The organism is Paenibacillus sp. FSL F4-0100, from assembly GCF_037993005.1.
Taxonomy (GTDB): domain Bacteria; phylum Bacillota; class Bacilli; order Paenibacillales; family Paenibacillaceae; genus Paenibacillus_AQ.
Genome location: NZ_CP150303.1, coordinates 5,486,962 through 5,509,745 on the forward strand (window position 1 = coordinate 5,486,962; position 22,784 = coordinate 5,509,745).

Annotated in this window: 28 protein-coding genes and 1 riboswitch; of the genes, 3 read left to right on the forward strand and 25 right to left on the reverse strand. The window is 44.2% G+C overall.

What is annotated here, in order from left to right; genetic code table 11:
• Positions 1-93: 93 nt before the first annotated feature.
• The 14 genes from MHH48_RS24820 to MHH48_RS24885 all read right to left on the reverse strand — a co-directional run bounded on the left by MHH48_RS24820 (position 94) and on the right by MHH48_RS24885 (position 13,358).
• The gene (locus MHH48_RS24820; RefSeq protein WP_076325826.1) at positions 94-819 is read right to left on the reverse strand and encodes a BMC domain-containing protein; all 726 of its coding nucleotides are present in this window, start codon (positions 817-819) and stop codon (positions 94-96) included.
• Positions 820-830: 11 nt separating this feature from the next.
• A complete protein-coding gene (gene eutL, locus MHH48_RS24825) occupies positions 831-1,484 on the reverse strand; it encodes an ethanolamine utilization microcompartment protein EutL (protein WP_076325825.1) in 654 nt (217 codons plus the stop codon).
• Between the two features lie 18 nt (positions 1,485-1,502).
• A complete protein-coding gene (gene eutC, locus MHH48_RS24830) occupies positions 1,503-2,456 on the reverse strand; it encodes an ethanolamine ammonia-lyase subunit EutC (protein ID WP_076325824.1) in 954 nt (317 codons plus the stop codon).
• Positions 2,457-2,474: 18 nt separating this feature from the next.
• Positions 2,475-3,839 carry an ethanolamine ammonia-lyase subunit EutB gene (locus MHH48_RS24835; protein ID WP_076325823.1) on the reverse strand — a complete coding sequence of 455 codons (1,365 nt, stop codon included), beginning with the start codon at positions 3,837-3,839 and terminating at the stop codon, positions 2,475-2,477.
• 62 nt (positions 3,840-3,901) lie between these two features.
• On the reverse strand, positions 3,902-5,332 hold the full coding sequence (eutA, locus tag MHH48_RS24840) for an ethanolamine ammonia-lyase reactivating factor EutA (protein ID WP_076325864.1): 1,431 nt from the start codon (positions 5,330-5,332) through the stop codon (positions 3,902-3,904).
• Positions 5,333-5,665: 333 nt separating this feature from the next.
• Positions 5,666-7,090 carry a sensor histidine kinase gene (locus MHH48_RS24845; RefSeq protein WP_076325822.1) on the reverse strand — a complete coding sequence of 475 codons (1,425 nt, stop codon included), beginning with the start codon at positions 7,088-7,090 and terminating at the stop codon, positions 5,666-5,668.
• A complete protein-coding gene (locus MHH48_RS24850) occupies positions 7,083-7,655 on the reverse strand; it encodes an ANTAR domain-containing response regulator (protein WP_076325821.1) in 573 nt (190 codons plus the stop codon). The genes MHH48_RS24845 and MHH48_RS24850 overlap by 8 nt, the downstream gene beginning before the upstream one ends.
• Positions 7,656-7,743: 88 nt before the next feature.
• Entirely contained in the window at positions 7,744-8,175 is a 432-nt protein-coding gene (locus MHH48_RS24855) for a EutP/PduV family microcompartment system protein (RefSeq protein ID WP_076325820.1), read from the reverse strand.
• Between the two features lie 12 nt (positions 8,176-8,187).
• Complete coding sequence (locus MHH48_RS24860) at positions 8,188-8,544, reverse strand: BMC domain-containing protein (RefSeq protein WP_076325819.1); 357 nt, start codon at positions 8,542-8,544, stop codon at positions 8,188-8,190.
• A 414-nt stretch (positions 8,545-8,958) separates the two neighbouring features.
• On the reverse strand, positions 8,959-10,101 hold the full coding sequence (locus MHH48_RS24865; RefSeq protein ID WP_076325818.1) for a 1-propanol dehydrogenase PduQ: 1,143 nt from the start codon (positions 10,099-10,101) through the stop codon (positions 8,959-8,961).
• Positions 10,102-10,559: 458 nt separating this feature from the next.
• Positions 10,560-10,713, reverse strand: a riboswitch (adenosylcobalamin (AdoCbl) riboswitch).
• A gap of 197 nt (positions 10,714-10,910) precedes the next feature.
• Positions 10,911-11,450 (reverse strand): DinB family protein, encoded by a 540-nt coding sequence (locus MHH48_RS24870; protein ID WP_076325817.1) that lies wholly within the window; start codon positions 11,448-11,450, stop codon positions 10,911-10,913.
• Positions 11,451-11,495: 45 nt separating this feature from the next.
• On the reverse strand, positions 11,496-12,188 hold the full coding sequence (locus MHH48_RS24875; protein ID WP_076325816.1) for a DinB family protein: 693 nt from the start codon (positions 12,186-12,188) through the stop codon (positions 11,496-11,498).
• Entirely contained in the window at positions 12,175-12,753 is a 579-nt protein-coding gene (locus MHH48_RS24880) for an HAD-IIIA family hydrolase (RefSeq protein ID WP_076325815.1), read from the reverse strand. Before MHH48_RS24880 ends, MHH48_RS24875 begins: the two co-directional genes overlap by 14 nt.
• A gap of 98 nt (positions 12,754-12,851) precedes the next feature.
• Positions 12,852-13,358 (reverse strand): hypothetical protein, encoded by a 507-nt coding sequence (locus tag MHH48_RS24885; protein ID WP_076325814.1) that lies wholly within the window; start codon positions 13,356-13,358, stop codon positions 12,852-12,854.
• Between the two features lie 208 nt (positions 13,359-13,566).
• On the opposite strand from MHH48_RS24885, the gene MHH48_RS24890 reads away from it, so the two are divergent.
• From MHH48_RS24890 to MHH48_RS24900, 3 genes are all read left to right on the forward strand, one after another.
• On the forward strand, positions 13,567-13,998 hold the full coding sequence (locus MHH48_RS24890) for a BlaI/MecI/CopY family transcriptional regulator (protein ID WP_076325813.1): 432 nt from the start codon (positions 13,567-13,569) through the stop codon (positions 13,996-13,998).
• Positions 13,995-14,795: a M56 family metallopeptidase gene (locus MHH48_RS24895; protein ID WP_076325812.1), complete on the forward strand. Its 801-nt coding sequence runs from the start codon at positions 13,995-13,997 to the stop codon at positions 14,793-14,795. The genes MHH48_RS24890 and MHH48_RS24895 overlap by 4 nt, the downstream gene beginning before the upstream one ends.
• A 98-nt stretch (positions 14,796-14,893) precedes the next feature.
• Positions 14,894-15,670, forward strand: coding sequence for a prolipoprotein diacylglyceryl transferase (locus MHH48_RS24900; RefSeq protein WP_076325811.1), 777 nt, complete (start codon positions 14,894-14,896; stop codon positions 15,668-15,670).
• 138 nt (positions 15,671-15,808) lie between these two features.
• Here the strand turns inward: MHH48_RS24900 and MHH48_RS24905 are convergent, their stop codons facing one another.
• From MHH48_RS24905 to MHH48_RS24955, 11 genes are all read right to left on the reverse strand, one after another.
• On the reverse strand, positions 15,809-16,333 hold the full coding sequence (locus MHH48_RS24905) for a GNAT family N-acetyltransferase (RefSeq protein ID WP_076325810.1): 525 nt from the start codon (positions 16,331-16,333) through the stop codon (positions 15,809-15,811).
• Positions 16,334-16,429: 96 nt separating this feature from the next.
• Positions 16,430-17,077, reverse strand: a complete 648-nt coding sequence (locus tag MHH48_RS24910; RefSeq protein ID WP_076325809.1) for a FusB/FusC family EF-G-binding protein — start codon at positions 17,075-17,077, stop codon at positions 16,430-16,432.
• Positions 17,078-17,354: 277 nt separating this feature from the next.
• A complete protein-coding gene (locus tag MHH48_RS24915) occupies positions 17,355-17,813 on the reverse strand; it encodes a GyrI-like domain-containing protein (RefSeq protein ID WP_076325808.1) in 459 nt (152 codons plus the stop codon).
• Between the two features lie 69 nt (positions 17,814-17,882).
• Complete coding sequence (locus tag MHH48_RS24920) at positions 17,883-18,347, reverse strand: GNAT family N-acetyltransferase (protein ID WP_256720802.1); 465 nt, start codon at positions 18,345-18,347, stop codon at positions 17,883-17,885.
• A gap of 70 nt (positions 18,348-18,417) precedes the next feature.
• Complete coding sequence (locus tag MHH48_RS24925) at positions 18,418-18,909, reverse strand: GNAT family N-acetyltransferase (RefSeq protein ID WP_076325806.1); 492 nt, start codon at positions 18,907-18,909, stop codon at positions 18,418-18,420.
• Between the two features lie 53 nt (positions 18,910-18,962).
• Positions 18,963-19,460: an NUDIX domain-containing protein gene (locus MHH48_RS24930; RefSeq protein WP_256720801.1), complete on the reverse strand. Its 498-nt coding sequence runs from the start codon at positions 19,458-19,460 to the stop codon at positions 18,963-18,965.
• Positions 19,461-19,526: 66 nt separating this feature from the next.
• A complete protein-coding gene (locus MHH48_RS24935; protein WP_076325804.1) occupies positions 19,527-20,342 on the reverse strand; it encodes a GNAT family N-acetyltransferase in 816 nt (271 codons plus the stop codon).
• Positions 20,343-20,440: 98 nt separating this feature from the next.
• On the reverse strand, positions 20,441-20,845 hold the full coding sequence (locus tag MHH48_RS24940) for a GNAT family N-acetyltransferase (RefSeq protein ID WP_076325863.1): 405 nt from the start codon (positions 20,843-20,845) through the stop codon (positions 20,441-20,443).
• Positions 20,846-20,864: 19 nt separating this feature from the next.
• Positions 20,865-21,248: a hypothetical protein gene (locus MHH48_RS24945; protein WP_076325803.1), complete on the reverse strand. Its 384-nt coding sequence runs from the start codon at positions 21,246-21,248 to the stop codon at positions 20,865-20,867.
• Between the two features lie 137 nt (positions 21,249-21,385).
• A complete protein-coding gene (locus MHH48_RS24950; RefSeq protein WP_144023520.1) occupies positions 21,386-21,913 on the reverse strand; it encodes a GNAT family N-acetyltransferase in 528 nt (175 codons plus the stop codon).
• A gap of 106 nt (positions 21,914-22,019) precedes the next feature.
• Positions 22,020-22,532, reverse strand: a complete 513-nt coding sequence (locus MHH48_RS24955) for a hypothetical protein (RefSeq protein WP_076325802.1) — start codon at positions 22,530-22,532, stop codon at positions 22,020-22,022.
• Positions 22,533-22,784 lie beyond the last annotated feature (252 nt).

Genomic DNA, 22,784 nt, shown 5'->3' on the forward strand with positions numbered 1-22,784 from the left:
TCTCTACTGCGTTTTTACATCGATAGATGTGTATTTGTTTTCTTTAGTAAAAGCGGTCGGTCTTCTTTGCATTTTCATCGATAGATGTTTCTCCTATGAGCTTGCCCTTTTTGACTTCTTGCCGGACTTGGCTGCCGATTTTTGCTTCGGTTGCTCACGGAGTTTACCGTCATTGTGCTTGCTCTTTGGCGCATCGGCCTGCTTCTTATCCGATGTTGCTGCCGGATCATCGGCATCCTTCTGCTCAGGGACAAGCTTTACTGCGGCTTTTTCATCTTCTGTTTCCCTGACGTCGGGTGTGGATTTCTCCTCCGCTTGAGTTTGGATTTTCTTCATCGGTGAAGGTTTCCGCTCCGGCTGGGGCCCAGCAACATTCGCTTCATTTGTCTTTAGTACCTGCGGCCAAACCGTATCTGCCGCTTTGAGGTCTTCTGAACTTGCCCCTTCTTCCGCCAAATCTTTAGAAGCGGCAGTTTCTGCAGTTTGTTTCTGCTCCTGTTCATCCATGGTTGCGACTGCCTGAAGCGGACTTTCGTCAGTATCATCCTGTTCTTCTATCAAAACTGCCGTTTCTTCATGCATTCTGGCAATCACATGGCGGGTCAGCAGCACATTTAATTGCTTCGCCATCTCCGCTCCTGCGGAAGCAGCAGCCTGCACCGCTCCGACATCTCCATCCAGCTTGACGGTCACCAGTCCACCCCCGATGATCTCCATGCCGATACAGGTAACGCTTGCCGCCTTTAATGCGGCATCCGCTGCGGCGACTGCACCTAGATACCCTCTGACTTCAACTAGCCCTAACGCGCTATATCTCATGGTCCGCTACCTTAATAACTCGTTGGGTTATCCGCAACGAATTGGACAGCGTCCGCGAAAGCGTCGCATGCTGCCTTGCAGGCCGATTGACTGCCTGTCAGCAGTGCGCCGGCGAAGTTGGTCTCGGACGGTGGGCCAAAGAAGGTTGCAATCGTAACATCGGCGGCTTTCAGTGCTGCATCGATCGCATACATCGCTTCCAGCGGCGGAGCGATCAAATAAGCGAGCGCCTCACCTTCTTGGATCCCCGCCGTCTCGGATAAATAGGAGCCTGTTCGGGATACGCAGTGGGCGAAATAGGTGATGCTGTCATCCTCATTGGCGCTAACGAAATGAGCGCCGCTTCCGATGAAATCAACGACAGCGTTCATGCCGCTGCGTACTTCCTCGGGATTTGGCCCAGCCAGAATCCCAATGACTTCACCTGCCAGCTTCGTTGAAGCATTAGCCGATCCGGCATACATGCTTCTTGCATACACAACATCCACAGCGGCTGCTTTCGTTGCTTCATCCAGTGCTGCGTAAGTTACGTCATCAATGTCAGCAGTAATGATACCCAAACTTTTATGGTGCGGCTTCAGCTCCAGCTTGTTTGCCATATCCAGGCTTACGTTGGAAATGAGCTTCATCCCGAGCACTTGTGCATGAATCGGTTCGTTTCTCATACGTGCCTCCAGCCTTTCCTATAGTTTTAAATCAATGCCTGATGCTTTGCGATCAATCATGGTCTTGATCAATTCGGCAATATGCGCCCCTGCTTCTACGGCAGGGGTACCGCCGGAATGAATGTTGGAAATAACGGTACGTCTTGCTTCAGGCATGCCCACCGTTGGTTTATAAGCAATGTAGGCACTCATGGATTCTGCCGTTACAAGCCCCGGGCGTTCGCCGACCAGCAGGCAAACCACATCTGCTTCCGTTACATCGCCAATGACGTCCATGGAAGGAACACGGCAATGCTTGACGAACAGGATATTGCCTGCATCGATGCCATACATCTTAAGACCTTGCGTAATGGATGGAATGATATCCCGCAAATTGGCTTCGATCGCTGCCGAACTTAAGCCGTCTCCAACCATGATTTGCACTTTAGCCTGCTTGGTCGTGTGCTGCTTGATGTACTCGATGGTCTCATCCGAGAATTGACGTCCCAAGTCCGGACGCGTAATATATTCATCCTTGTCCTGACACTTGGTGGTGATAGGCACAAGGTGCATCTCCTTGACGAAATCTTCGGATACATAGGAGAACACGGCGTCTTGAGCAGCGGCATGGTCAGCGCGGAAACGCAGCGATGTAAACGTCTTGTACCGCGGACCTGCGCGCCAAACGCCAAGACGGGCCGGCGTTTTTGCTTTCATTCTCATATATCCTTCGCGATCCGCCGGATCAGGCACGAGCAGCAGCTTGCGAAGGTTAATTTCCGTGATATCATCCAAGCATTCACCGTCGTCCTCTTGTGCTTCCTCAGGTACAGTTTTCTGCACTAGTCCACCTTCGTGCGGCTCCGCGTTATGCGCAATCGGTGCTGCAACTGTCGCCGTTTCAACAGGCTTAGCAACTTCTTGCTCTGCCTTGTTTCCTACCATCTCGTTCAAAATCGATTCAATCATCGATTTCAGATCTTTCTCGTTCATGTGAGCTTCCTCCTTTCCTTACTTGAGAAATACTGACGCATCCCCGGCTTTTTTGGTCAGTTTGCCGTTTTCGATAAAGCCCATTTTCTCCATCCACTGCTCGAATTCCCGAATTGGACGCAAACCGAGCAATTCACGCAGCGTTGCCGTTTCATGATATCCGGTCGTCTGGTAGTTGAGCATGACATCGTCGCCATGCGGGATACCCATGAAGAAGTTGCAGCCTGCTGTAGACAGGAGAACCGCCAGGTTTTCCAAGTCGTTCTGATCCGCCTTCATATGGTTCGTATAGCAAGCGTCGCAGCCCATCGAAATGCCTGTCAGCTTGCCCATGAAGTGATCTTCCAGGCCGGCACGGATAACCTGCTTCGCATCGTACAAATACTCGGGTCCGATGAATCCAACAACAGTATTGACAAGGAACGGGTTATACCGCTTCGCGAAACCGTAACAGCGTGCTTCCATCGTCACCTGGTCGATGCCATGATGAGCTTGGGAAGACAGTTCGGAGCCTTGCCCCGTCTCGAAATACATTACATTTGGCCCAACCACCTGGCCTTGATTCAGCACAAGCTGCTGCGCTTCCTCAATCGTGGCCGCATTGAAGCCAAACGCCTCATTCCCTTTCTGCGAACCTGCGATCGATTGAAAAATAAGTCCTGTGGGCGCGCCGCGCTTAACAGCTTCCATCTGGGTCGTAACGTGAGCGAGCACGCAGGTTTGCGTAGGAATTTCCCACTTCTGCCGAAACTCCTCGAACCGTTTCAGGACACGCGTCACGCTTTCTACGGAGTCGTCGACCGGATTGAGGCCAAGCACCGCATCCCCGATCCCGAAAGTCAGGCCTTCCATTAGGGAAGCCATGATACCGTCGGGATCATCTGTCGGGTGATTCGGCTGCAGCCGTGCCGACAACGTGCCCGGACGCCCGATCGTCGTATTGGCATGCGCCGTAACCCGAATTTTCTTGGCCCCGTAAATCAGGTCAAGGTTCGTCATGATTTTCGCAACCGCAGCGATCATTTCTGCTGTCAGTCCACGGGAGATGCGCTTGATGTCGCCTTCCGTTGTGTTCTCATTCAAAATCCACTCCCGAAGCTCTTCGACGGTCCAGTTTTGAATTTCACTGTAAATGCGCTCATTCACGGCATCCTGAATGATACGTGTTACTTCGTCCTCTTCGTAAGGAACCGCCGGATTATTGCGCAGGTCCGACAATTTGATCTGGGAAAGAACTACCTTGGCGGCTACGCGTTCTTCTGCCGAAGCGGCTCCCAATCCGGCCAGCGTATCCCCCGACTTTTCTTCATTGGCTTTTGCCATGACATCCATGAGCGTCTTGAATTGATAGACTCGCCCAAACAATTTCGTTTTTAAAATCACAAAAGCTCCTCCTTCCACTTGCAGCTCGAATAGATGAAACTCGAATCGTTAATGTGCGACTCTTAGTGAAAAACAAGCGTTTTAATAACGACAGGCAGCACCTTGCCACCCGCAATCGGCTTGCCGATGTCGATATAGTCGCCATTGTCTACCTGTACGCTGTCGATGCAGATGACATCTTTCTTGTAATTCAGCAACGCGTACAATGTTTGCCCCAGCACCTTCGCCAGATCGTGATGAACAATTACGATGAGCGGATACTCCCGCTCCAGCAGTTCAGACATCCCTTTGTACAAACCTTGGGCATATTTCTGAACCTCCTGAAAGCTTGCATTTTTCTTTCCTTCAATCGAAATGGCCACCCGCTGCAAATCATTGTTCAGTTTGAACCAATCCAGCTTATCGGTGATGGCCTTTGCCAACTGCTCACTGCTTCCGGACTCGTCGACCACAGAAAGCTTCAAGATCGGTAAATTCTTGATCGGGAAACTTTCATCCGTATAGGTAATCGTGCTTCCACTGATCTCCGTCGTATGGGATCCTGCTCCGACAACGGTAGCCCGGATGGTCTCGGCTGAACGGGCAACGGTCAGCTGCTGCGTTAGCGGAGAAGAGGCGATTGCTCTTCCAAGCAATATACCGATGTCTCCGAACTCGAATACGTCCCCTGTGGATTCATGATAAATGTAGTCTGCAACCCCTCCTGAGAAGGAAATACACGGAATCGCAAGGTCCAGCTTCAGCCCTTTGTTGGTGACGATGGTGTTATAGAAGTCTCCCGGTGGTCTGAGGCCGACGCTTTCTTCGAGCAGCTTGACCAATTCCCCGATAATCGGCTGAAGATCATCTGGAGTGACCCGCTGGCCTATAGCAAGACGGAATCCCCTTTGCTCGGCAAGCTGCTTGATTTTAGGCGCGATATACGTGATTTCATGCGAACTTTTATCAACCTTGATCAGGCGCCCCCCAATATCGAGGCAGCCCGTATCCAACAGTTCGCCATCGTTGAATAATGCCAAATTGCTTGTACCGCCGCCAATGTCGATGTTGGCGATGCAGGTGGAATGCTCTTTGGAATACGAATGTGCACCCGCGCCTTTGGCGGCAATAATGCTCTCCAGATCCGGCCCTGCGGTTGCGACTACGAAATCACCGGCAAAGCCGCTTAGCGAGAGCACGACTTCATTCGCATTCTCTTTGCGTGCCGTCTCACCCGTGATGATGACCGCTCCTGTCTGGATCTCATCCTTGCGGATGCCTGCCTTCTCGTATTGCTCCTGCACGAACGACTGAATCTTCAACATATCGATCCGGTTATCTTCCAACACGGGTGTAAAACAAATGTCGCTTCGATAGACCACTTCTTTTTCTGTAATAACCAAGCGAGGCACCGAAAACGAAGAAGCCATGTTTTGAATATGGAGCTTAGACAGCACCAGTTGGGTCGTAGAAGTTCCCATATCGATGCCAACGCTGAGCAATTGTTCTTCCACTTTGTTCACCCCCTGGCTTGATTTCAATATCACCCGGACTACAACTTGAAGTGCGAGTTCAAAAAGGTCGGTTTTCAGCACCGAGAAGGTTGAATGAAGATAGGGACTGAGGAGCGGAGCGTACATTGGGGTACGTGAGCACCGGAAGGCCCTTCTGAATTCAAGATTCGATGCCGAGCCCGCTTCCTGATTTACTGCGTGATCAAAAGCGGACTTTTTGAAAAACCTCTTAAAGAATGCAGAAAGGCTTAAAGTGACAACCTTCCGGATATACCGGAAGGTTTACTTTAAGCCTCATTGCTTCGAAGACTACGCCCTTGTAGTCCGATGATATTATTTTTTGAACGTAAAAGTCACTGTTGTGCCCGTATCGCTTGATACGATCGAAAGCTTACCTTTCAGCTTGTCTTTAACATAGCTGTGGACAATCGTCAGCCCCAAGCTTTTATGCGAAGTTTCCCCGACAACGAACCCGGCTCCGTCGTCTGCCACGACGACCGTCACCAGCCCGCCTTCTACTTTTGTCTTGACGGAAATTCTTCCCTCCGAACAATCGCCGAACGCATGTTCATAACTGTTATGTAGCAGTTCGCTTACAATCAGCGCGACAGTTACGGTCCGATCACTGTCCAAGCAAATGTTTTGCTCTGAAGCAATCTCCACCTTGACGGCGCGGCAATCAACAAAACAGCGTTCGATATTGGATGCAATCAATCGTATAACATCCATGAGATCCACTTCGGCTTCGATCTCCGTCGACAGCAATTCATGGGTTGCGGCGATCGCGAGCACGCGACTGACACTGTCATCAAGGCATTTCTTGGCCTCAGGGCTTTTGCACTGCCGCCCCTGAATGCGCAGCAGAGACGCTACCATCTGCAAATTGTTTTTTACCCGGTGATGAATTTCGCGAATGGCAACCGATTTAGAAACGATCTCAGCTTCCTTGTTTCTAATCTCGGTTATATCATGCAGAATAACGCCTACGCATAAATCCTTTTCCTCAATGAACAAGCGTTTCACCTGATAGTAACGTCCGGCGGCTTTCACTTCCACCGTAAGCGGACAACATAGCGAGGATGAATGCTGGCTCATGACCTCGGAGAACATCGTCTGATCAAGCGACAAATTATCATAATGCAATCCTTGGATATCTTCCAAATAACCAAGCTGTCTGTAATATACGTCCGCCTGTTCATTTTTCAGCTTCAAAAACCCATATTTATCGAACACCAGAACGGCGTCTTCCAATTGATTGATAATCGAATCCTTGAACTGCAGCATAGCCCCCAGCATCGAGGACATCTCCCCATCCTCGCATGACGCTCTCTGCCTGTTGAAGTGGGCTTGTATATTGTCGCGGACATCTTTTTCATAGATCAGAACGGCAATGACGCCGCTTTGATTTTTAATAGGATATACCGTTTGCCGAACCAGATGATTCTCCTGCGTCCTGGCGACGAGCCCCTGCGACATAATGCCTGTTTCAAGCGTCCGCAGGACGCCAGGTTCATTCTCGCGCAGCGCCTTCTCCCCCGTAACCGGAAAATAATACACCGATTTGCCTTCACATGGACGACGATGATAGACCACGATGGCTTCGCTTGCCACGCTCGACAATACGTCGATGAACACATCATCCTCTACCTCGGTCATTTGAAATGACTCCGCTATTTCGCAGATCCGGACTATATCCTCTTCCGACAATCCGGTGTGAAGGCTGCAAAGCTGCCTGATCCGTTTTTTGAAATCAATCATAGGAAATGACGATGGTACTAGCAATTTCAATCAGAGGACATCGCCGATCCATGCTGAGTTTTCGCAAAATTTGATAGGCTTCCTCTTCCGTGTAGCCATTTTCTCTCATCAATATGCCTTTCGCTTTCTCGACCGCTTTGCGTTCTTCCATCTTCTGCGTCAGCTTTGAGAGATCTTGTTCCAGCTTTCGGAATTCTTTGCCTCTGGCTATCGTGACTTCCACCATAGGAATGAACGACTTTTCATCAAGCGGCTTTACCAAGTAACCAAGCGCACCGACAGAAGATGCTTTTTCAATCGTCTGTTTGTCGCTGTAGGCGGTCAAAAGGATGATCCCGCCCGCCAGCTGTTCTGAAAGAATTCTTTTACTCGCCTTGAGCCCATCCAAAATGGGCATTTGAACATCCATGATGACGAGGTCAGGCAGATGCTTCTTGCATAATTCGATAGCTTCAAAGCCATCGGAAGCTTCGCCTACTACATTGTAGTTAGCCTCTTCTAGCATCTCACGAATATCCATTCTTGTAATAGGTTCGTCATCGACTATTACAATTTTTCCATTCATGCGTCATGCACCTCATTGTCTGTCGTTATTTGCTTGTCGCTTGTCTATCAATAAGCCCCGCTTGCATTTGAACTAGAATCCAAGTCGTTTACGCCCTCAAATAATCCCGAAGAGCATCCACTCCCACGTTCTCGATCGTCGAGACTTCAAAAATCCGCTCCACGCCGGCCGCCATTAAATGCGCTCTAGCCTGCGCGATTTCTTCTTGCGACTTGGCCAGTTCCACCTTCGTTACCACTCCGATAACCGGCTTGGCGAATACCGTTGCAAAAGCCGGCGGGAAATAGCTGTCTTCTTTCGTGCAATCCTGAACCAGCCCAATGACATCGGCATCTACACTGGATACTAACAGCATTTTGTATAAATACCGGTTCTCGATGCATTCGCCCGGCGTATCGATCGCCTGATCGAAATTTTCGACGGCTTGCGTTTTCTTATAGGCAATCTCCTCACCGTGCAGCCATTGGCACAGCGTGGTTTTGCCTGATCCTGTACTTCCGGCAAAAATAATTTTCTTCATCATAAGCTTCTCCTACGTTCTCGTAATGTTCGTATTTGCCGAGAAGCCCAATATATTCTGCAATCCATGCAGCACTGCGCTGATCGCAGATTCTACTGATGATACATCGCCCGTAATGACGAGTGAACCGCTGAAACGGTCGACAAAGCCGATTTGTACGCCAGCCGCCTTTGTAGCGATATCCGCTGCAATGATGGAGGCTTCGCTTGGCGTGATCGTCATAACGCCGATGGACTGATGCGCTTCGTTTCCGAGTCCCAGCTTCTTGTAAATGTCCGGGTTCGGGTTCGCGATAATGTGAGCGAGCGTGACCTGTTTGCCAGGCACATACTCCTGAATCACACGTTGTTTCTCGGCTCCTTGTTCCATACTCCTCATCTCACTCTCGTATCGAAAACACTAATAGAGGTTGTTCAAAAAGTCCACTTTTGATAAGAAAACCTAATCGATGACACTTCAAGGATGAGCGACCGCGATGCATAGGTAGGTTTTCTTGCGATATAGAATTTCATCAGCCTCCGCTGATAACTAATAAATTCTTTATCTATCACGAAGTGAATCTAGAAGTAAACTCGGCATCGAATCAGCCGGGAAAACCGGCCTTTTTGAACACGCAACTAAAATTCACTGCAAAAAACAATAAAAGCCCCTTAAAAGTCCATGCGGAATTTTTAAGAAGCCACTTTGCTTTGATTTGTATGCAACACGCCATTGTGTTACTTTCACTATATTTGAATATTGCAAGCGATGTCAATACGAAATCCGTCAAATTTCGACTCGATCTTAGAATTGAAACATTTTGTTCAAAATTTGAAGCACGTCCTCTGCCGTAGGAACGCGTGGATTTGTTGCCGTGCATCCGTCTTTCAGCGCGCCTTCGGCGATCGACTCTCTCATCTCTCCAAACAGCGATTGATCCACACCGCATTCGCGCAGCGTTTGCGGCATATTCAATTGCTTCTGCAGCAGTTTGATTGCCTGTACGAGACTACGGACGCCGCTCTTGGCATTTGGTGCGGATAACCCCAAGCTTTTGGAAATTTCGGCATACCGAACCGCCGCTCTATTGCTTTCTTCCTTGCCGTAACCCGGCTTGTAATCGGCATTAAATTCGATGACATGCGGAAGAAGAATCGCATTCATGCGTCCGTGGGCAATTTTGAATTTGGCTCCCGCCACATGCGCGATCCCATGATTCAATCCCAGAGACGCAATATTAAACGCCATCCCCGCGATGCAGGATGCATTATGCATTTTTTCGCGCGCCTCAAGATCATTTCCGTCCTTATAAGCTCGCGGCAAATAAGCAAAGACCAGCTTCATCGCCTTCTCCGCCAGCGCATCGGAGATATCATTGGATTTGGTGGATACATACGCTTCAATGGCATGCGTCAAAACATCCAGTCCGGTATCGGCCGTAATGAAGTCCGGCACGCTTTTGACGAGCTCAGGATCGAGAATCGCTTCTTGCGGCAGCATGTCATCGGATACAAGCGGATATTTGATGTTTTTTTCTTTGTCGCTGATAACGGAGAATGACGTAACTTCAGAACCCGTCCCGCTTGTCGTCGGGATTGCAATGAACGGGATATCTCGCTGGTCAAGCAGCTTTTTCGTAAACAGCTTCATCGCTTTAGCGGCATCAATGGCAGAACCGCCGCCAATGGCAATGATTAGATCGGTGTTGAACGCACAGAGCGCCTCGACACCTTCCGTGACGACTTCAATCGGCGGATCAGGCACGATATTGCTGAAAACATATTGCTCGTTACTGCTGTGCAGGCGATCAAACACCATGTTAATCATGCCCGACTTCACCATAAATGGATCCGTGACAATGAACATACGTTTGTTTTGCCACTCTGTTAGACGATCCATCGCGCCTTGCCCCATATAGAGGTCGGCTTTAATCGAAAGTTTATCCATGTAAAGCACCTCCAAGAAGTAATTGCAACAAAAAAAGAGGCCATTCAAAGGGAAATCCCCTTCAAAAGCCTCTTTGCTTGTTATCATGTATGCACGCCATTGTGCAGCTTCTTATCATTTAGTTTTGCATATATACTGTACACCGTCATTCCAATCTTCGTCAACCGCTTCCGGAACTTGTCCTTAGATCAGACACATTAACGGCACGAATTTATAAGTGCCTGTTCAAAAAGGTCGGTCATCAAAAGCGGACTTTGGGAACAGCCTCTATCAATAAAAAAAAGGGATATGCACCCCATAGTGCACGTGCTTCTTCGTCCTTGAAGAATCTCCCCGTTTGCGAGCTATACCTCATTGTATATATTCGGCGGCGAACACCCGGCTGTGGCCGACAACATCGTCGGCAGCCTCTGCTGCAATTAAAAAAAGCCTAGCGAGGCGGGAAACGTCACTAGACTTGTAAACCAGCCATTTTCGCCTCGAAATGACTGGTCTCTCCAAAGTTATTAGACAAAAGACCTGACTTAAGACCGATCATTCGGTCTATCACAGTGGCGGGACCGTGTTGGATTTGCACCAAACTTCCATTGCCTATAACTTTTTCTATTGTACATGACGCGAATAGTTGCCCATTCGACATCATTATAGCACAATCGACGCGTTTGGCGATATAAACCTAAAAAAAATGATTGACCGAATGAAACTCAAATAAAATAAAATGCCTCGGGCAGACCAAGGGACGAACGCTGCAGCGTAGATACGGTGAATTGTCTCATAAAGACAAACAAGGAAATGGTTTTCCCATTCATTTATTCATGATCCATGTTTCTCTTCTGCTCAGAGTACCACTTTCTAAGCTGATTAATATGGGCTTGATGATAACGGTTATGGTCGGCCATATGCCATAATCCCCACCGGATGGTGGCTTGCTTTTCATTTTCGTGACCAAAGGTGACAATGCTATCCAGATCAGCATCCGTTAATTGCGTGCATGTTTCCTTCAACATATTTAATACAACTTCATATTTAGATATAAGCATGTCCAAAGGCATCCCTTTGACCATTGGCAGCCTGTTATGTTCATCGATCATGGGGCCGTATTCATCTATGAATGACTGGGGAAGCGCCTCCCCTTTAATCCTATAAATCCAGTTCAGGTCGACGTACATGATATGTTTTATTAACTGAGCGGCACTATTGAAATTGTCACAAGGTCCCTTGAAGTCTATTTCCTCTTGGGCCATGCCCTCTGATATGGACTTTAGACGTTGGCTGTTCTCTCTGACAGCGCTATATAACATTCCCACGATCGTTGACATATTCTCTTCGCCTTGCAAATCGTACAACATCCTAGCACAACCTCCCTTGTAAATACAAATAGCATCCCAGCCTCACTATTTGGACTTTTGAATTCTTTGTTTCAGTCGTATCGATTTATTCAAGTGCAGAAAAATATGCCTTGTCGCCGGCATGAGCACTAATCCCGCAATCGTTTTGTTTCCCCAGTATTCAAGCAACCACGATGCTTCTTCCTTAACCGCATGCTGTACTTTAAGTTCATGAATTCTTGCCGCTTCAACTTTTTGCTTAAAGTCGCCTGGAAATAAACGGGATATGACTTCACGAGTGTTTCGCCCAACTTCACTTCGATAAGCTAATAAAGAACCAATATCAAGAGCCGCACTCAAATTAGCGATTTCTGCTTCCGTCATTTCATTTCCAGAATGAACATCATCAATGTGGAGTTTCTTGTTCCATTGACCTGAATGCAATACTTGGACATCGTTATTTACGAGCACGCTCATCGTCATGTCTTCAATACGCGTGATATGCCACATATGCCATATTATTGAGTTTTTTGTATCAGGAGCCGTAACTGGATATTGACGATATGTTTCCTCTTGTAGATCTTTAACTAACTCATCCTCAAGGGTCGCAATGGGTGAATGGCTCATTCTTGATGAATGTAACAAGCGATGCTGCTGCAAGAATAGGTCAACCGCACGCTGATGCTTGGCCGGATCCAGAATCATCTGGGTTAGCTTTTTGTGATTTTCATTCCACTGTTTTCTTTCACTCAAATCCATGGAGAACCCTCCCTTTATAGCCTCTTCCTAATATCCATGTAACGGCTTCATTATAATCTGTCGCGATAAAATCAGGATACGCTTCTTTCCATTTGCCGAAGTACTCGTTGTTATTATATTTTTCCAGTTCCTTGGGGCCAGCTCCCGTCTTCACTAGCACTTTCTTGCAACCGGCTTCTTTGACAGCAACCATATCCGTCCATCTATCCCCTAGGACAAAGCACTCCCCTAAGTCCAGATTATTTTCTTCCGCGGCTCTCATCAGCATCCCTGCGGATGGCTTTCTACACGGACAACCCGCTCCATGCTCATGAGCACAAAGATAGATCTTATCAAAACCAAAGGCTAATAATTCCGATTCGAATTCGTCCTGTGTTACTTCGCCACGAGCAATTCCAGGTTGATTCGTAAATGAACAAACAAGCATGCCTGCGGCTCTGAGTGAACGAATCGAATCCTGTACTTGTGGAAAAAGCTCAAATTCACTGGGCAAAACAACCCGATCGGTTCCTCCAAGTGTTCCGTCCCTGTCAATGAAAACCACTTGTCTTGAGAGCTCTAGCAATTGGTTATGCTCCTTTCCTTATTCATTTTTTGCGTTGGATAGTACAGGATGTCCCGGACGATTTAAACATCACTGATTGCCCGATTCATATCGCTTTCTCACTCAATTTCGTCGGTTTCGCTCCAAATAGCATATGCGCCGTAGCCTAAATACTCGCGCACCTCAAGAACCTTACTGCCCCGTATCAGAATTTCCATACCATTTTCGGAGTCCCACGCTGTACCTCCACCCAAGATTGCTCCGAATGTATTATCGTTTCGATCATAAGGATTTCGATAAAGGTCAACTTCCCCTACGGACATAAACTTCAAAATATCCTCTCCATGCACTCCATCTAAGCCGGGAGGATAATCAGCCGTATCGCTAGACATTTTGAGATTTTTCCACGCGCATGCTTTCTTGCATATTTCGTTTATGGTTTCATCCGGCAGCTGATTCAACAGATCTTGTATGTAAATTTCCGCTTCTTCCACACTCATGTCTTCCGTGCTAAAACGATATTCAACTTCACATTCGAACAACGCAAGATACCCAAACCCAGACATGCCGGTTTCCTCTGAAGGATCTTCTATTCCTACGTGTTTTAACTCAAATCTTTCGCTCACGCTATCTTCCTCCCGAATAATCCGTTTATTCTTGATTTATAATTCAATGCTATATTCTTCATTCTCGACTGCACGGCAAAAAACCTTTTGCCACTGACGCTTCGCATGTACCGGGACACTCCATGGTCCCCCAGGCTAGGCACTGGCTGAAGGAAGTTGACTTTGATCCACAACCATACTACGATATGTAGTATGAGGTGGAATAGGAATGAAGATTAAAAAAATGAATATCGATGGTGAAGGCCTGAATCGATTTTTTGGACCACTGGAGTCTCGAATTATGGATATTCTCTGGTCTTCGGAAGCGCTTAGTATCAAGGAAGTCCAGTCGATCCTGAATCAGGAGAGTCCGATCTCGATCAATACGGTGATGACGGTCATGAATCGTCTTCTGGATAAAGGCCTGCTGACAAAGACGATGACGGGAACCGGCCGGACACGGGCAGCCAAGTTCAGTCCGCTGCAGTCAAGGGAGCAATTTCTCACCGAACAGACAAAGGAAGTGTCGCAGGGACTCATTCAAGAGTATGGGAGCTTGGTCGTGAACCATATGATCGATGCGCTGGATGATGTCGATCCCGAGGTGATCGCAAAGCTGGAGCGTAAATTAAACGATATCAGACACGGGAAAAAGCAATGAATCCCACCACACGGCTAAGATGTACCTATGCACTGATGATCGTATTCGTTTCTGTTGTCATCGTACATATGGGAATGTTCATTACCTACCAGGTCCGAAGCGGAATATTTCAAGGTCCCGTTCTGAATTACGCCTTAGTCGACATTGTCATTGTATATACAATTGTTCAGCTCATTTGGCGAAGTACCCGGCAATTGGTTTTATCGCATAAATGGTTAAAGCACTTCCGTGCCAACAGGCACGATAAATTAACCAAGCGCCTGAATTACAAGTACCGCGGCTGGGGAACGGAAATCATCGTTGTACAGGACAATGCCTTTGTGGCTCTGACAATTGGTCTTCTGCGACCGAAAATTGTCGTGTCCACTACGGTTTTAGAGATGTTTAATGACAAGGAAGTAAAGGCAATTTTACTGCATGAACGATATCACTGTCGCAATCATGATGGTTTAAAATCGTTCTTTTCGACCCTGCTGGCAGACGCCTTTGGTTATTTACCAATCGTTAAACCAATTCTTCGGTACTATCAGACGTGGCAAGAGCTGTTTGCTGACCGATTCGCCATCCGAAAGATGGGCACGGAGCTGTATTTAGGCAGTGTCTTATTAAAATTAGCCAAACTTGGTAAGCTTCGGCGTTATGAGGCTGCCGTTCATTTTACGGATACGACATTGCAATACCGGGTCATGCAGGTTCTTGAGCCTGACAGAGGGGTGAATGTTCCGCTAGCCCTGCTGAAGCCTTTTCTGAGATCCTGCTCCATTTTGCTACTCTTTATGTTGACCGGGGATTCGTAATCCCTTTTTTTGAACTATTATACTACATCATGTAGTTTGATCACGCCGAGCATAAACAGAATATTTTATCCGGGAATCTATGATGGGGGTATGAACATATGCACAATGAACTCATTCGTATCGGACCTGTGACCATTTATGGATATGGATTGATGATCGCAATCGGAATCCTTATCGCTTACAAGATCGTTGTTAATAGAACCGCATCTAGGCAACTGGAACTTTCTCATGTTTCCTCTCTAACTTTCTGGAGCTTATTAGGCGGATTGATCGGAGCTAAGCTTTTGTTTTGGATAACCCAAATAAATAATATCATCCATGATCCTTCATTGGTTCTGAATTTTTCGGAAGGATTTGTGGTATACGGTGGAATTATCGGGGGGATTGGGGTTGGTTATGTCTATTGTAAGAAGAAAAAGATAAGCTTTCTAAAATACCTTGACCTTTTTGTACCCTCCCTTGCATTAGCGCAAGGCTTTGGAAGAATTGGCTGCCTTCTCGCCGGCTGCTGTTATGGTGAAGAAACGGATCGTTGGTTTGGAATTACGTTTCACGAATCCCAGCTTGCCCCGAATGATGTCAAACTCATTCCTACACAAATATTAGAGAGCTTACTCAGCTTTTCCATTTTTTTCATATTAATCTACATTGCAAGAAGAAAGAGACCTAACGGCCTAATAGCAGGTCTATATCTCATTTTTTATAGTTCAGGGAGATTTATTATCGAATTTTTCAGAGGCGATATCATCCGAGGACAGTTCGGTGCCCTCGCTACTTCGCAGTGGATCGCACTAGCTGTTATTTTGGTCACTTGCATCGTATTCTTGACTAAGGCTCCCAAAAAAGATCACGATATAAGATACGGACAATCTTGAGTCCTTCACTAAATCGTGTTTTCTTCCCTAGATTAAAAGCGTTAGATACATGGTGAGGCTCAGCCTTAAACAAATGAAAAAACTGAGCCCCGATAGTATATCCTGTCTTCTTGTAGAAACTGATCTTGATCGCTACTGTCACGTATTCTTAATCCAATATCTTTTAATTACGTTTCCATCTTCCTCTATGTAATCTGTATCCGGCTTCCCACCGTTCTTGATAATGGTTCTTTCCGATCCCACATTACCGGCATCACAGACAACTAATACATCGTTTATCCCCAGTTTCTTAGCTTCAATCAAGGACAATTCCAATAGTTTAGTCGCATAGCCTTTCAATCTTTCCAACGGGCGGATTCCATAACCAATATGCCCGCCAGCATTATATAAATGTTCGGTTAATTGATGTCTAATATTAGCCGCACCTAATACTCTATGATGATGATCGACCAACCAAAAGGTTGAATCGGAGACCCAGCCTTCCTTTACACCAATCCCCTTCTCTTGATTAGAGAGTTCCTTCAACATTCCCTGAAAATCACTTGGATCCTTGCTTATGACCCAGGGGATCATATTCTCACCGGATTCTTTCCATTCTTGATAAAATGATAAATATTCTTCTTCAATCTCTAGCTGAGGCTTAACTAATCTTACATGGTTCATATGTTGAACGTCCTTTCATGGCTTTTTATGTCCTTCAAACGGGAACATAGTACAAAATAGGCTGCCCCTAAAGGCAGCCTATTTTAGTTACTGTGTTTACTTGCTGGCGGAGAGAAGGAACTTCTCAAGTGCCCCTGTATCGGTAATACTGTGATTACATGCTTGGCTATCCAAACATACGTATTGGCCAATGAAAGAAAGATTATCTGGTGAAGCGACGGCTGGCTTGGTCTTGACCGAGAACAAGGCAAGCTCTTGATGCCGGTTGCAGAACAGACAGTACCCTTTCTTGTTGGTCGGGGTAATTCTTCCCTCGATCCCGATGAATCTTCCTTCGAACGGATATACGATAAATAACTTGTTAGTGGCAATGTCCACCCAGCCTAAATACGTTACATATCGAAAGTCGATCGATTGCAGATCCGGAACTTTCAGTTTCTTATTTTTAGGAAATAGCTTCTGAATCTGTTTCAGCGTAATCGTCGGATAAGGCTCCAGATAGGGTTCTAATGCGTTAAGATATTTCTGGAAATCCTCGGCCCTCTCGATGGTTGATATTTCGTCCAGCATCCGCTTCTGATCCTCTGTCAAAGACGGAAATGCTTCCATAGCGTTCGTTACGGCACGATATCTAACCGTTTCCAAAACCTTTCGATCCGCGACCGTTCGCAATGTTTTCAGAAGGAACTCCGATTGTTTTTTAATCATATTAAACTGGTGGTTTCTAATAAATGGTGTACTCATAGCTTTCAGCCCCTTATTTTTATTAAAAATGAAGGTGCAAAGCCTGTTATTAGAAACGATAAAGTTAAGGTTGGGCGATCGAATTCATCTATCGCACCCCACGCAAAGTATCGCCCCAGATCAGGCTTTGCATGAGGACTTCCTAGCTAATGAGCAATTCGGTATTGCCATCAGTATAACCCCCAATCACATATCATACGCAAAATTATAACAGCAAGTGCCAGATGGCGCAATTTATTCCGTTGGAATGAAACACCGTCTTTCTCAAACTTCAAATCTATTTAATGGTGTCATACAAGTCTGCTTCAATATCATCCACTTTCCCTTGTCCCCATTCATCCGAAATCTCCAGATGCCAGGATCTCAGGAATCGTTCATGGTTATTTTCTCGTATCCAGTGATGGAGCTTTTCATATGTATTTCTAATTTCATGATTAGGCCCCTGATGTCGTTGGACTGCATATTTTTGTTTTGGAATGACTAAAGAAACCATCCCTTCAGGAACTTTTTTGATTTCATTTACCTCAACACATACCCAATAACCATCTTCTTCTTCCGATACTTCCTCAACGAAGAATGCACCGACAAGTCTTGCCGGTGTTACAACGTCATGAATCTCATGCAATCTTTCTTTAAGTTTAACAGAAGCCTTGGGGATCTCATTGACATACTGGTCACCTGAACATACCACTCTTATTCCGACTAATTTCAATTCATGGAGCTCGACTACTTTCATAGGGCTCACTCTCTTTCGTTGAATTGATTACCTTCACGCTTCGTCTTTCTAGGACTCATACCGGCTGTTTTACTCACAAAGCATGTTTTGCATTGGTTCTTTGCAGTGCTGGTATCCATTCTTTTTGTAAAAATTAACCCCTCCATCACTGGGCCATACTATAATAAATTCATATTTGTTCTCTTTTGCCCATTCGTTGATGTTTGATATTAATTTACTTCCTATTCCTTTACCTCGATAATCAGGTTTCGTATATACATTCGTCATATATGCAAATGGATGTGTGATTCTTCCTGGTCTCGGTACCTTGTGAATGAGTTCAATATATATGTTGGACACGACCATGCCGTCTTCTTCAGCAACCCATATTTTCCAAATATCACTTTGAAAAGCACCTAATAAAAATTCATAACACTCCTCGTAAAAGTCGCTATAGGTTTCATTTTGTAATTTTCCATCTAGATCGTCCTCAAGTGTAAAATCCCATCTCATTCGAATGAGTTGATCCATATCTTCCTTAGTCGCAATTCTCATTATCATTGAAACACCCCAGAATTCATTAAAATCACTTCACCTTTCAAATAACTCCACACACTATCTGATGTTAATTCTTTGTACTGAATTCTTGAATGTATTTCTTTGAATCTTCCATGTATCTCTCCGTGTAATTATTCTTGGAAAATTCACTGATTACTTTTCTCCAAAAAGATATGGCAGATATATTACTCTCCATCTGAGCTACTTTCCAATTTGCTTTGAATAACCCAAATGCCTGTTTAGCTGCGGTGCGACCGATCCCGTTTCTTCTATATTTCTTCAAAATCATAAAATCATAAATTACATGCGTTGGGTCTGGATCCGTGTCTAAGTTTTCAAAAAGCACAACCAAGAATCCTACAATTGCTCCTGACGATACTATGAAATACGGGTTCCATCTAGGGTCATCTTCCCAATAGAAATCAATGTTCACCCCGTATGTTCCATCATCATATAAATCCTCATTAGTATATCGACTAAAATCATAATGATAAAATTGATACATGTTTGATAATCTTTCTTTCTCTTGAACTGTAACAGGAATAAGTTCGATTTCCATAACGTCTCCTTTTTTATCATCCTACTATCTCTTGGAAGTTTCATAGATTCGGCCTAAAGATCCGGTTTACCTGGTTTCCAACCTCCTTCCAATCTATGTAACAACATATAATTGGGGTTTGCTTCCCAAGCTTCAAAGGGCACAAAACATGCTGCATTCATCGCATCTAATAATCTAGATCTTTGCTGCGGTCTCGTTATGTATTCCTCGATATTAGATTGATCAATTTTTATGTATCTAGCTTCGAGTATCTCATCTTCTTGTATTTTAATTTCTCCACTTATGTATTGAGCTCTAAAACATATAGACAAAACTTGTTTTGTTGTATTCATATAAACACCGGTTATACCAATTGGCTTAATAACGATGCCCGTCTCCTCAAGAAACTCTCTGCAAATTGCTTTATCAAGGGGTTCCCCTAATTCAACATTGCCACCTGGCATTTCCCATGTATCTGAACGCCAATGTGTTCTAAGCAACAATACCTCACCACGATCATTAGTGACTAGAGCTGAAACCGAAATACATTGTTTAGGTACCTGGTATTCCAAACTACTCACTTCCTCTAATTTAACTTTAGACCCTTTCATCAACTGAGATGTTTCTCTAAAATGCCATTAGGATAAACCATAATAGGATATTTGGTAGTCAAAATCAAGGGACATTCCAACTTTCTCTGCAAGTCGAATAGACCCTGTATTATCCGGAGTACAGTCCCAGTAAGGATGAATTCCTTGTTGTAGGCATTCCTGAACAAATGCTCGAGCTACTGCAGCGCCATAATTTCTTCTTTTATGCTGTTCAAGAGTTTCGATATCAATTGCATGCGTTTTATCCACAACAAATGCTGAAAAACATAAACTCACCACATTGTTATTATCCTCAACAAAGTATCCGAAGCCTTGCTCTAAAAAAGAGTCTGTAGAATCCCAAAACCGTAATATTTTGCTTTCTAAAAACGAATGGTTTTCCAATCGTCTTGACTTCAATAACTCACAACTTATCCGTTGAATATTCACCTCTTGATTTTGAAATTCAATAGATTGAGGATTCCCTCTTAATGTAAACACATGTTGAGTATCGCTCGAAATGTTACGCTGCTGAAAAATGTTTTGTATCGTTTTATCCCAAGGATCAGGATCTAAGCCAATCTCGACCCAATTAATATTTTGCTTCTGTAGTTTGGGTTCTATATGCTTTCTCATGTATTCTTCTAATCCTGTTAAAAAAGATATACTCTGCGGATCTCCAACAATCTGAAAACCTTTTTGTCCTTCAATCCAAATGAATGCTGCTGTGGGTTCTGTTGAATGATCTACATAGACCCCACCCGGGTTATTTCCGCTAACCACAGCCCTAACCTCGATATTCTTACACTTATCCGTAATGTGTCTTATTTTATAAAACTCTGATTTATTCAGTTCTGTTATCATTGTTACATCCCCGATTCTATGATTTATTGATTATACTGAATTAAGGAGCATATAAGTTTCTTGTATTACGAACCGGAGAGGATTTTTGATCCATATCGTCAATTCCGTTTTCTTTTTATTACAAATGCTTTATCTGCCCTTTCAAATCCGATCCTCTCATAAAATCCTGCGGCTTTCGGTGCTGAAGTGAGGACATATTGAATTTCGTCTTCTCCTAATTTGTCCCTCAATACTCTTATTAGTTCTTTGCCAATTCCTAATCCCTGATAGTCCATATCCACTGCAATATCTGAAATATAGCAGCAATATGAATAATCTGTAATTGCCCTTAAAAATCCCACCAGTTTACTTCCTTCTCTTACCGTTATAATCTCATCTGCATTATCTATCATCCTATGAATTCGATCTGAATCGCCTACCGGTCTCCTGATCCCTGATCGAATAAATACTTCTTCAACCTCGCTGACAATACAGTTATCATTGATTTTATATTCCAAATTCACAGTCAAACCCTCGTTTATTTTATTTTTCACTTACTAACCATGTCTTGGCCTCTTCAGGGTCAGAATAATAAGATATTTTAAGGGTAACTCCTGCTTTTTTGATACTTCTTTTTAACCTCCATTCGTTTATTGCAGATAACCCGACAAAGGATAGTCTCTCAATATAGTTATCTAAATTCTTTAGATTATTTATTAATTCTTGAAGAACCGTACTTGTCACCGGTATTGTGTACATATCCACCCATATTTTTAATTTCTTGTTTGTTTTGATTATGAAATCCTCTTCTTGTTTCATCAATTCAAAAAGTGTTTCTTCATCTTTATATTTATTCCCATACTTTAGACTATGAATTTCACCGCCCTTGTAATAATAAGGAAATATCGAACCGCCAGGAGATTTCACTTCATCTCACTTCCTTCTTTCTAATTATGTATTTACAATGATTACTGATAATATTAGGGCATTCATAAGTTTCTCGTGCTGTTTTTCTTGTATTCGCTCCATTTTCCCCCATTAACCGTCGTCATTTCTTTTGACACTTACAACTTGCTCTTTAAATTCTTAACTAAATAAATTAACAGATCATCATCAACTTTAACTGATTCTCCTGGTATTACTTGAACATTTTTATAGGACATCCCCCTACCATCCATCACGTATCCACGAGATGTATACATTCTTTGGGCATTTCCATAATCCCTGTATAATCCTACTCCTAGCCCTATGTATTTAGAGGTCTTTGAGGCAATATGTTCTAATTCATCAAATAATCTATTTGCTATATGCTTTCTTCTATAGTCTGGAAATACGTTCAAATCATTAATCTCAGGAATATTGTTTTCAATAAAATAAGGATACTGTGATTCATAGATTAAATGACAGCATCCTGCCAACGAATCATTGTAATAAGCAATCATGGTTACTCGTTTATTGGTAGTGTTCTCACTCAGGCACTTATGATAATAATCTCCTTGTCGATACCACCCATAACGCTTAGCAAATTCTTGATCCAATAATTCAGCTTCTTCTAATGTAGTTAGTCTCTTTATGTTTATGATGTCCCTCATGTTTTATCCCCTTCTTTGGATCTCATTCACAAAACGCAGAATGAATTTCTTCGAAGACCTATCTGAGATAGCATCTAGTCAAAATCTCTCTTGATTTCTTACAAATCTATATGTGCATGTCATTATCTATAGAGAGATTTATTATTTCAGAATGAAGTTCTCCTTCATTATCATTCCATGTAATCGTTAAAGTAGTACTTTCATAGTTTTGTCTATCCTTCTGTAATTCGTCGTAAGAGTACTCACTTTTTATAGAGCCTGTATCATTAAGATCAGCTAAAATAGATACTGGCCCACCTTTAGAGCTCCCTACATTCGCATACACTGTTTCATATTCTCCATATGGATTAGTTTCTTTGAACTCAAGCTTATAATAGGTGCTATTCTCAATATCTGTCGGATCACCCTTATATGCTAAATTTCCATGTCCTCGTAGAATTTTATTAGGTGAGATGATTATTTTGTAATCCGTAATGTTCCACTTCTCTCCTGTTCCATTAAGTGTGTATACTTGAACCTCAATATTAGACGACTTAACAACACTATTAAAATACATATAACTCCATATACCATTTGAAATAATGATAATACTCAATAATAAAACGATTGTTTTTTTCATACTCCACTCCTTGAACGGGAACTCATGATTGCAAGATTTCACATACCGTTCTATGTACTAATGAAACGCCCCAGCTTAGATAGTACTTATCTTAGGCTGAGGCGTGATGCCGAGCTTATGCGTAGATTTCATATATTCAGGGCTACTTGCCATCGATGTCAACTTTTAACCCCCACACATATACAACTCTTTACTCGATGGCTGAAAAGCACGAACCTTCATGTAACCGCATGCGAGAGTTTCAGTCTTATT

What these genes read in the sequence shown, in the direction of transcription:
- MHH48_RS24850 (WP_076325821.1), bottom strand. Translation starts at nt 7,655, where the DNA reads ATGAATGGAAAAATTGTAATAGTCGATGACGAACCTATTACAAGAATG.
- eutC (WP_076325824.1), bottom strand. Translation starts at nt 2,456, where the DNA reads ATGAACGAGAAAGATCTGAAATCGATGATTGAATCGATTTTGAACGAG.
- MHH48_RS24905 (WP_076325810.1), bottom strand. Translation starts at nt 16,333, where the DNA reads ATGAACCATGTAAGATTAGTTAAGCCTCAGCTAGAGATTGAAGAAGAA.
- MHH48_RS24845 (WP_076325822.1), bottom strand. Translation starts at nt 7,090, where the DNA reads ATGATTGATTTCAAAAAACGGATCAGGCAGCTTTGCAGCCTTCACACC.
- MHH48_RS24900 (WP_076325811.1), top strand. Translation starts at nt 14,894, where the DNA reads ATGCACAATGAACTCATTCGTATCGGACCTGTGACCATTTATGGATAT.
- MHH48_RS24915 (WP_076325808.1), bottom strand. Translation starts at nt 17,813, where the DNA reads ATGAAAGTAGTCGAGCTCCATGAATTGAAATTAGTCGGAATAAGAGTG.
- MHH48_RS24950 (WP_144023520.1), bottom strand. Translation starts at nt 21,913, where the DNA reads ATGAGGGACATCATAAACATAAAGAGACTAACTACATTAGAAGAAGCT.
- MHH48_RS24890 (WP_076325813.1), top strand. Translation starts at nt 13,567, where the DNA reads ATGAAGATTAAAAAAATGAATATCGATGGTGAAGGCCTGAATCGATTT.
- MHH48_RS24875 (WP_076325816.1), bottom strand. Translation starts at nt 12,188, where the DNA reads ATGGATTTGAGTGAAAGAAAACAGTGGAATGAAAATCACAAAAAGCTA.
- MHH48_RS24920 (WP_256720802.1), bottom strand. Translation starts at nt 18,347, where the DNA reads ATGAGAATTGCGACTAAGGAAGATATGGATCAACTCATTCGAATGAGA.
- MHH48_RS24870 (WP_076325817.1), bottom strand. Translation starts at nt 11,450, where the DNA reads ATGTTGTACGATTTGCAAGGCGAAGAGAATATGTCAACGATCGTGGGA.
- MHH48_RS24895 (WP_076325812.1), top strand. Translation starts at nt 13,995, where the DNA reads ATGAATCCCACCACACGGCTAAGATGTACCTATGCACTGATGATCGTA.
- MHH48_RS24935 (WP_076325804.1), bottom strand. Translation starts at nt 20,342, where the DNA reads ATGATAACAGAACTGAATAAATCAGAGTTTTATAAAATAAGACACATT.
- MHH48_RS24820 (WP_076325826.1), bottom strand. Translation starts at nt 819, where the DNA reads ATGAGATATAGCGCGTTAGGGCTAGTTGAAGTCAGAGGGTATCTAGGT.
- MHH48_RS24925 (WP_076325806.1), bottom strand. Translation starts at nt 18,909, where the DNA reads ATGGAAATCGAACTTATTCCTGTTACAGTTCAAGAGAAAGAAAGATTA.
- MHH48_RS24955 (WP_076325802.1), bottom strand. Translation starts at nt 22,532, where the DNA reads ATGAAAAAAACAATCGTTTTATTATTGAGTATTATCATTATTTCAAAT.
- eutL (WP_076325825.1), bottom strand. Translation starts at nt 1,484, where the DNA reads ATGAGAAACGAACCGATTCATGCACAAGTGCTCGGGATGAAGCTCATT.
- MHH48_RS24855 (WP_076325820.1), bottom strand. Translation starts at nt 8,175, where the DNA reads ATGAAGAAAATTATTTTTGCCGGAAGTACAGGATCAGGCAAAACCACG.
- MHH48_RS24910 (WP_076325809.1), bottom strand. Translation starts at nt 17,077, where the DNA reads ATGAGTACACCATTTATTAGAAACCACCAGTTTAATATGATTAAAAAA.
- MHH48_RS24860 (WP_076325819.1), bottom strand. Translation starts at nt 8,544, where the DNA reads ATGGAACAAGGAGCCGAGAAACAACGTGTGATTCAGGAGTATGTGCCT.
- MHH48_RS24865 (WP_076325818.1), bottom strand. Translation starts at nt 10,101, where the DNA reads ATGGATAAACTTTCGATTAAAGCCGACCTCTATATGGGGCAAGGCGCG.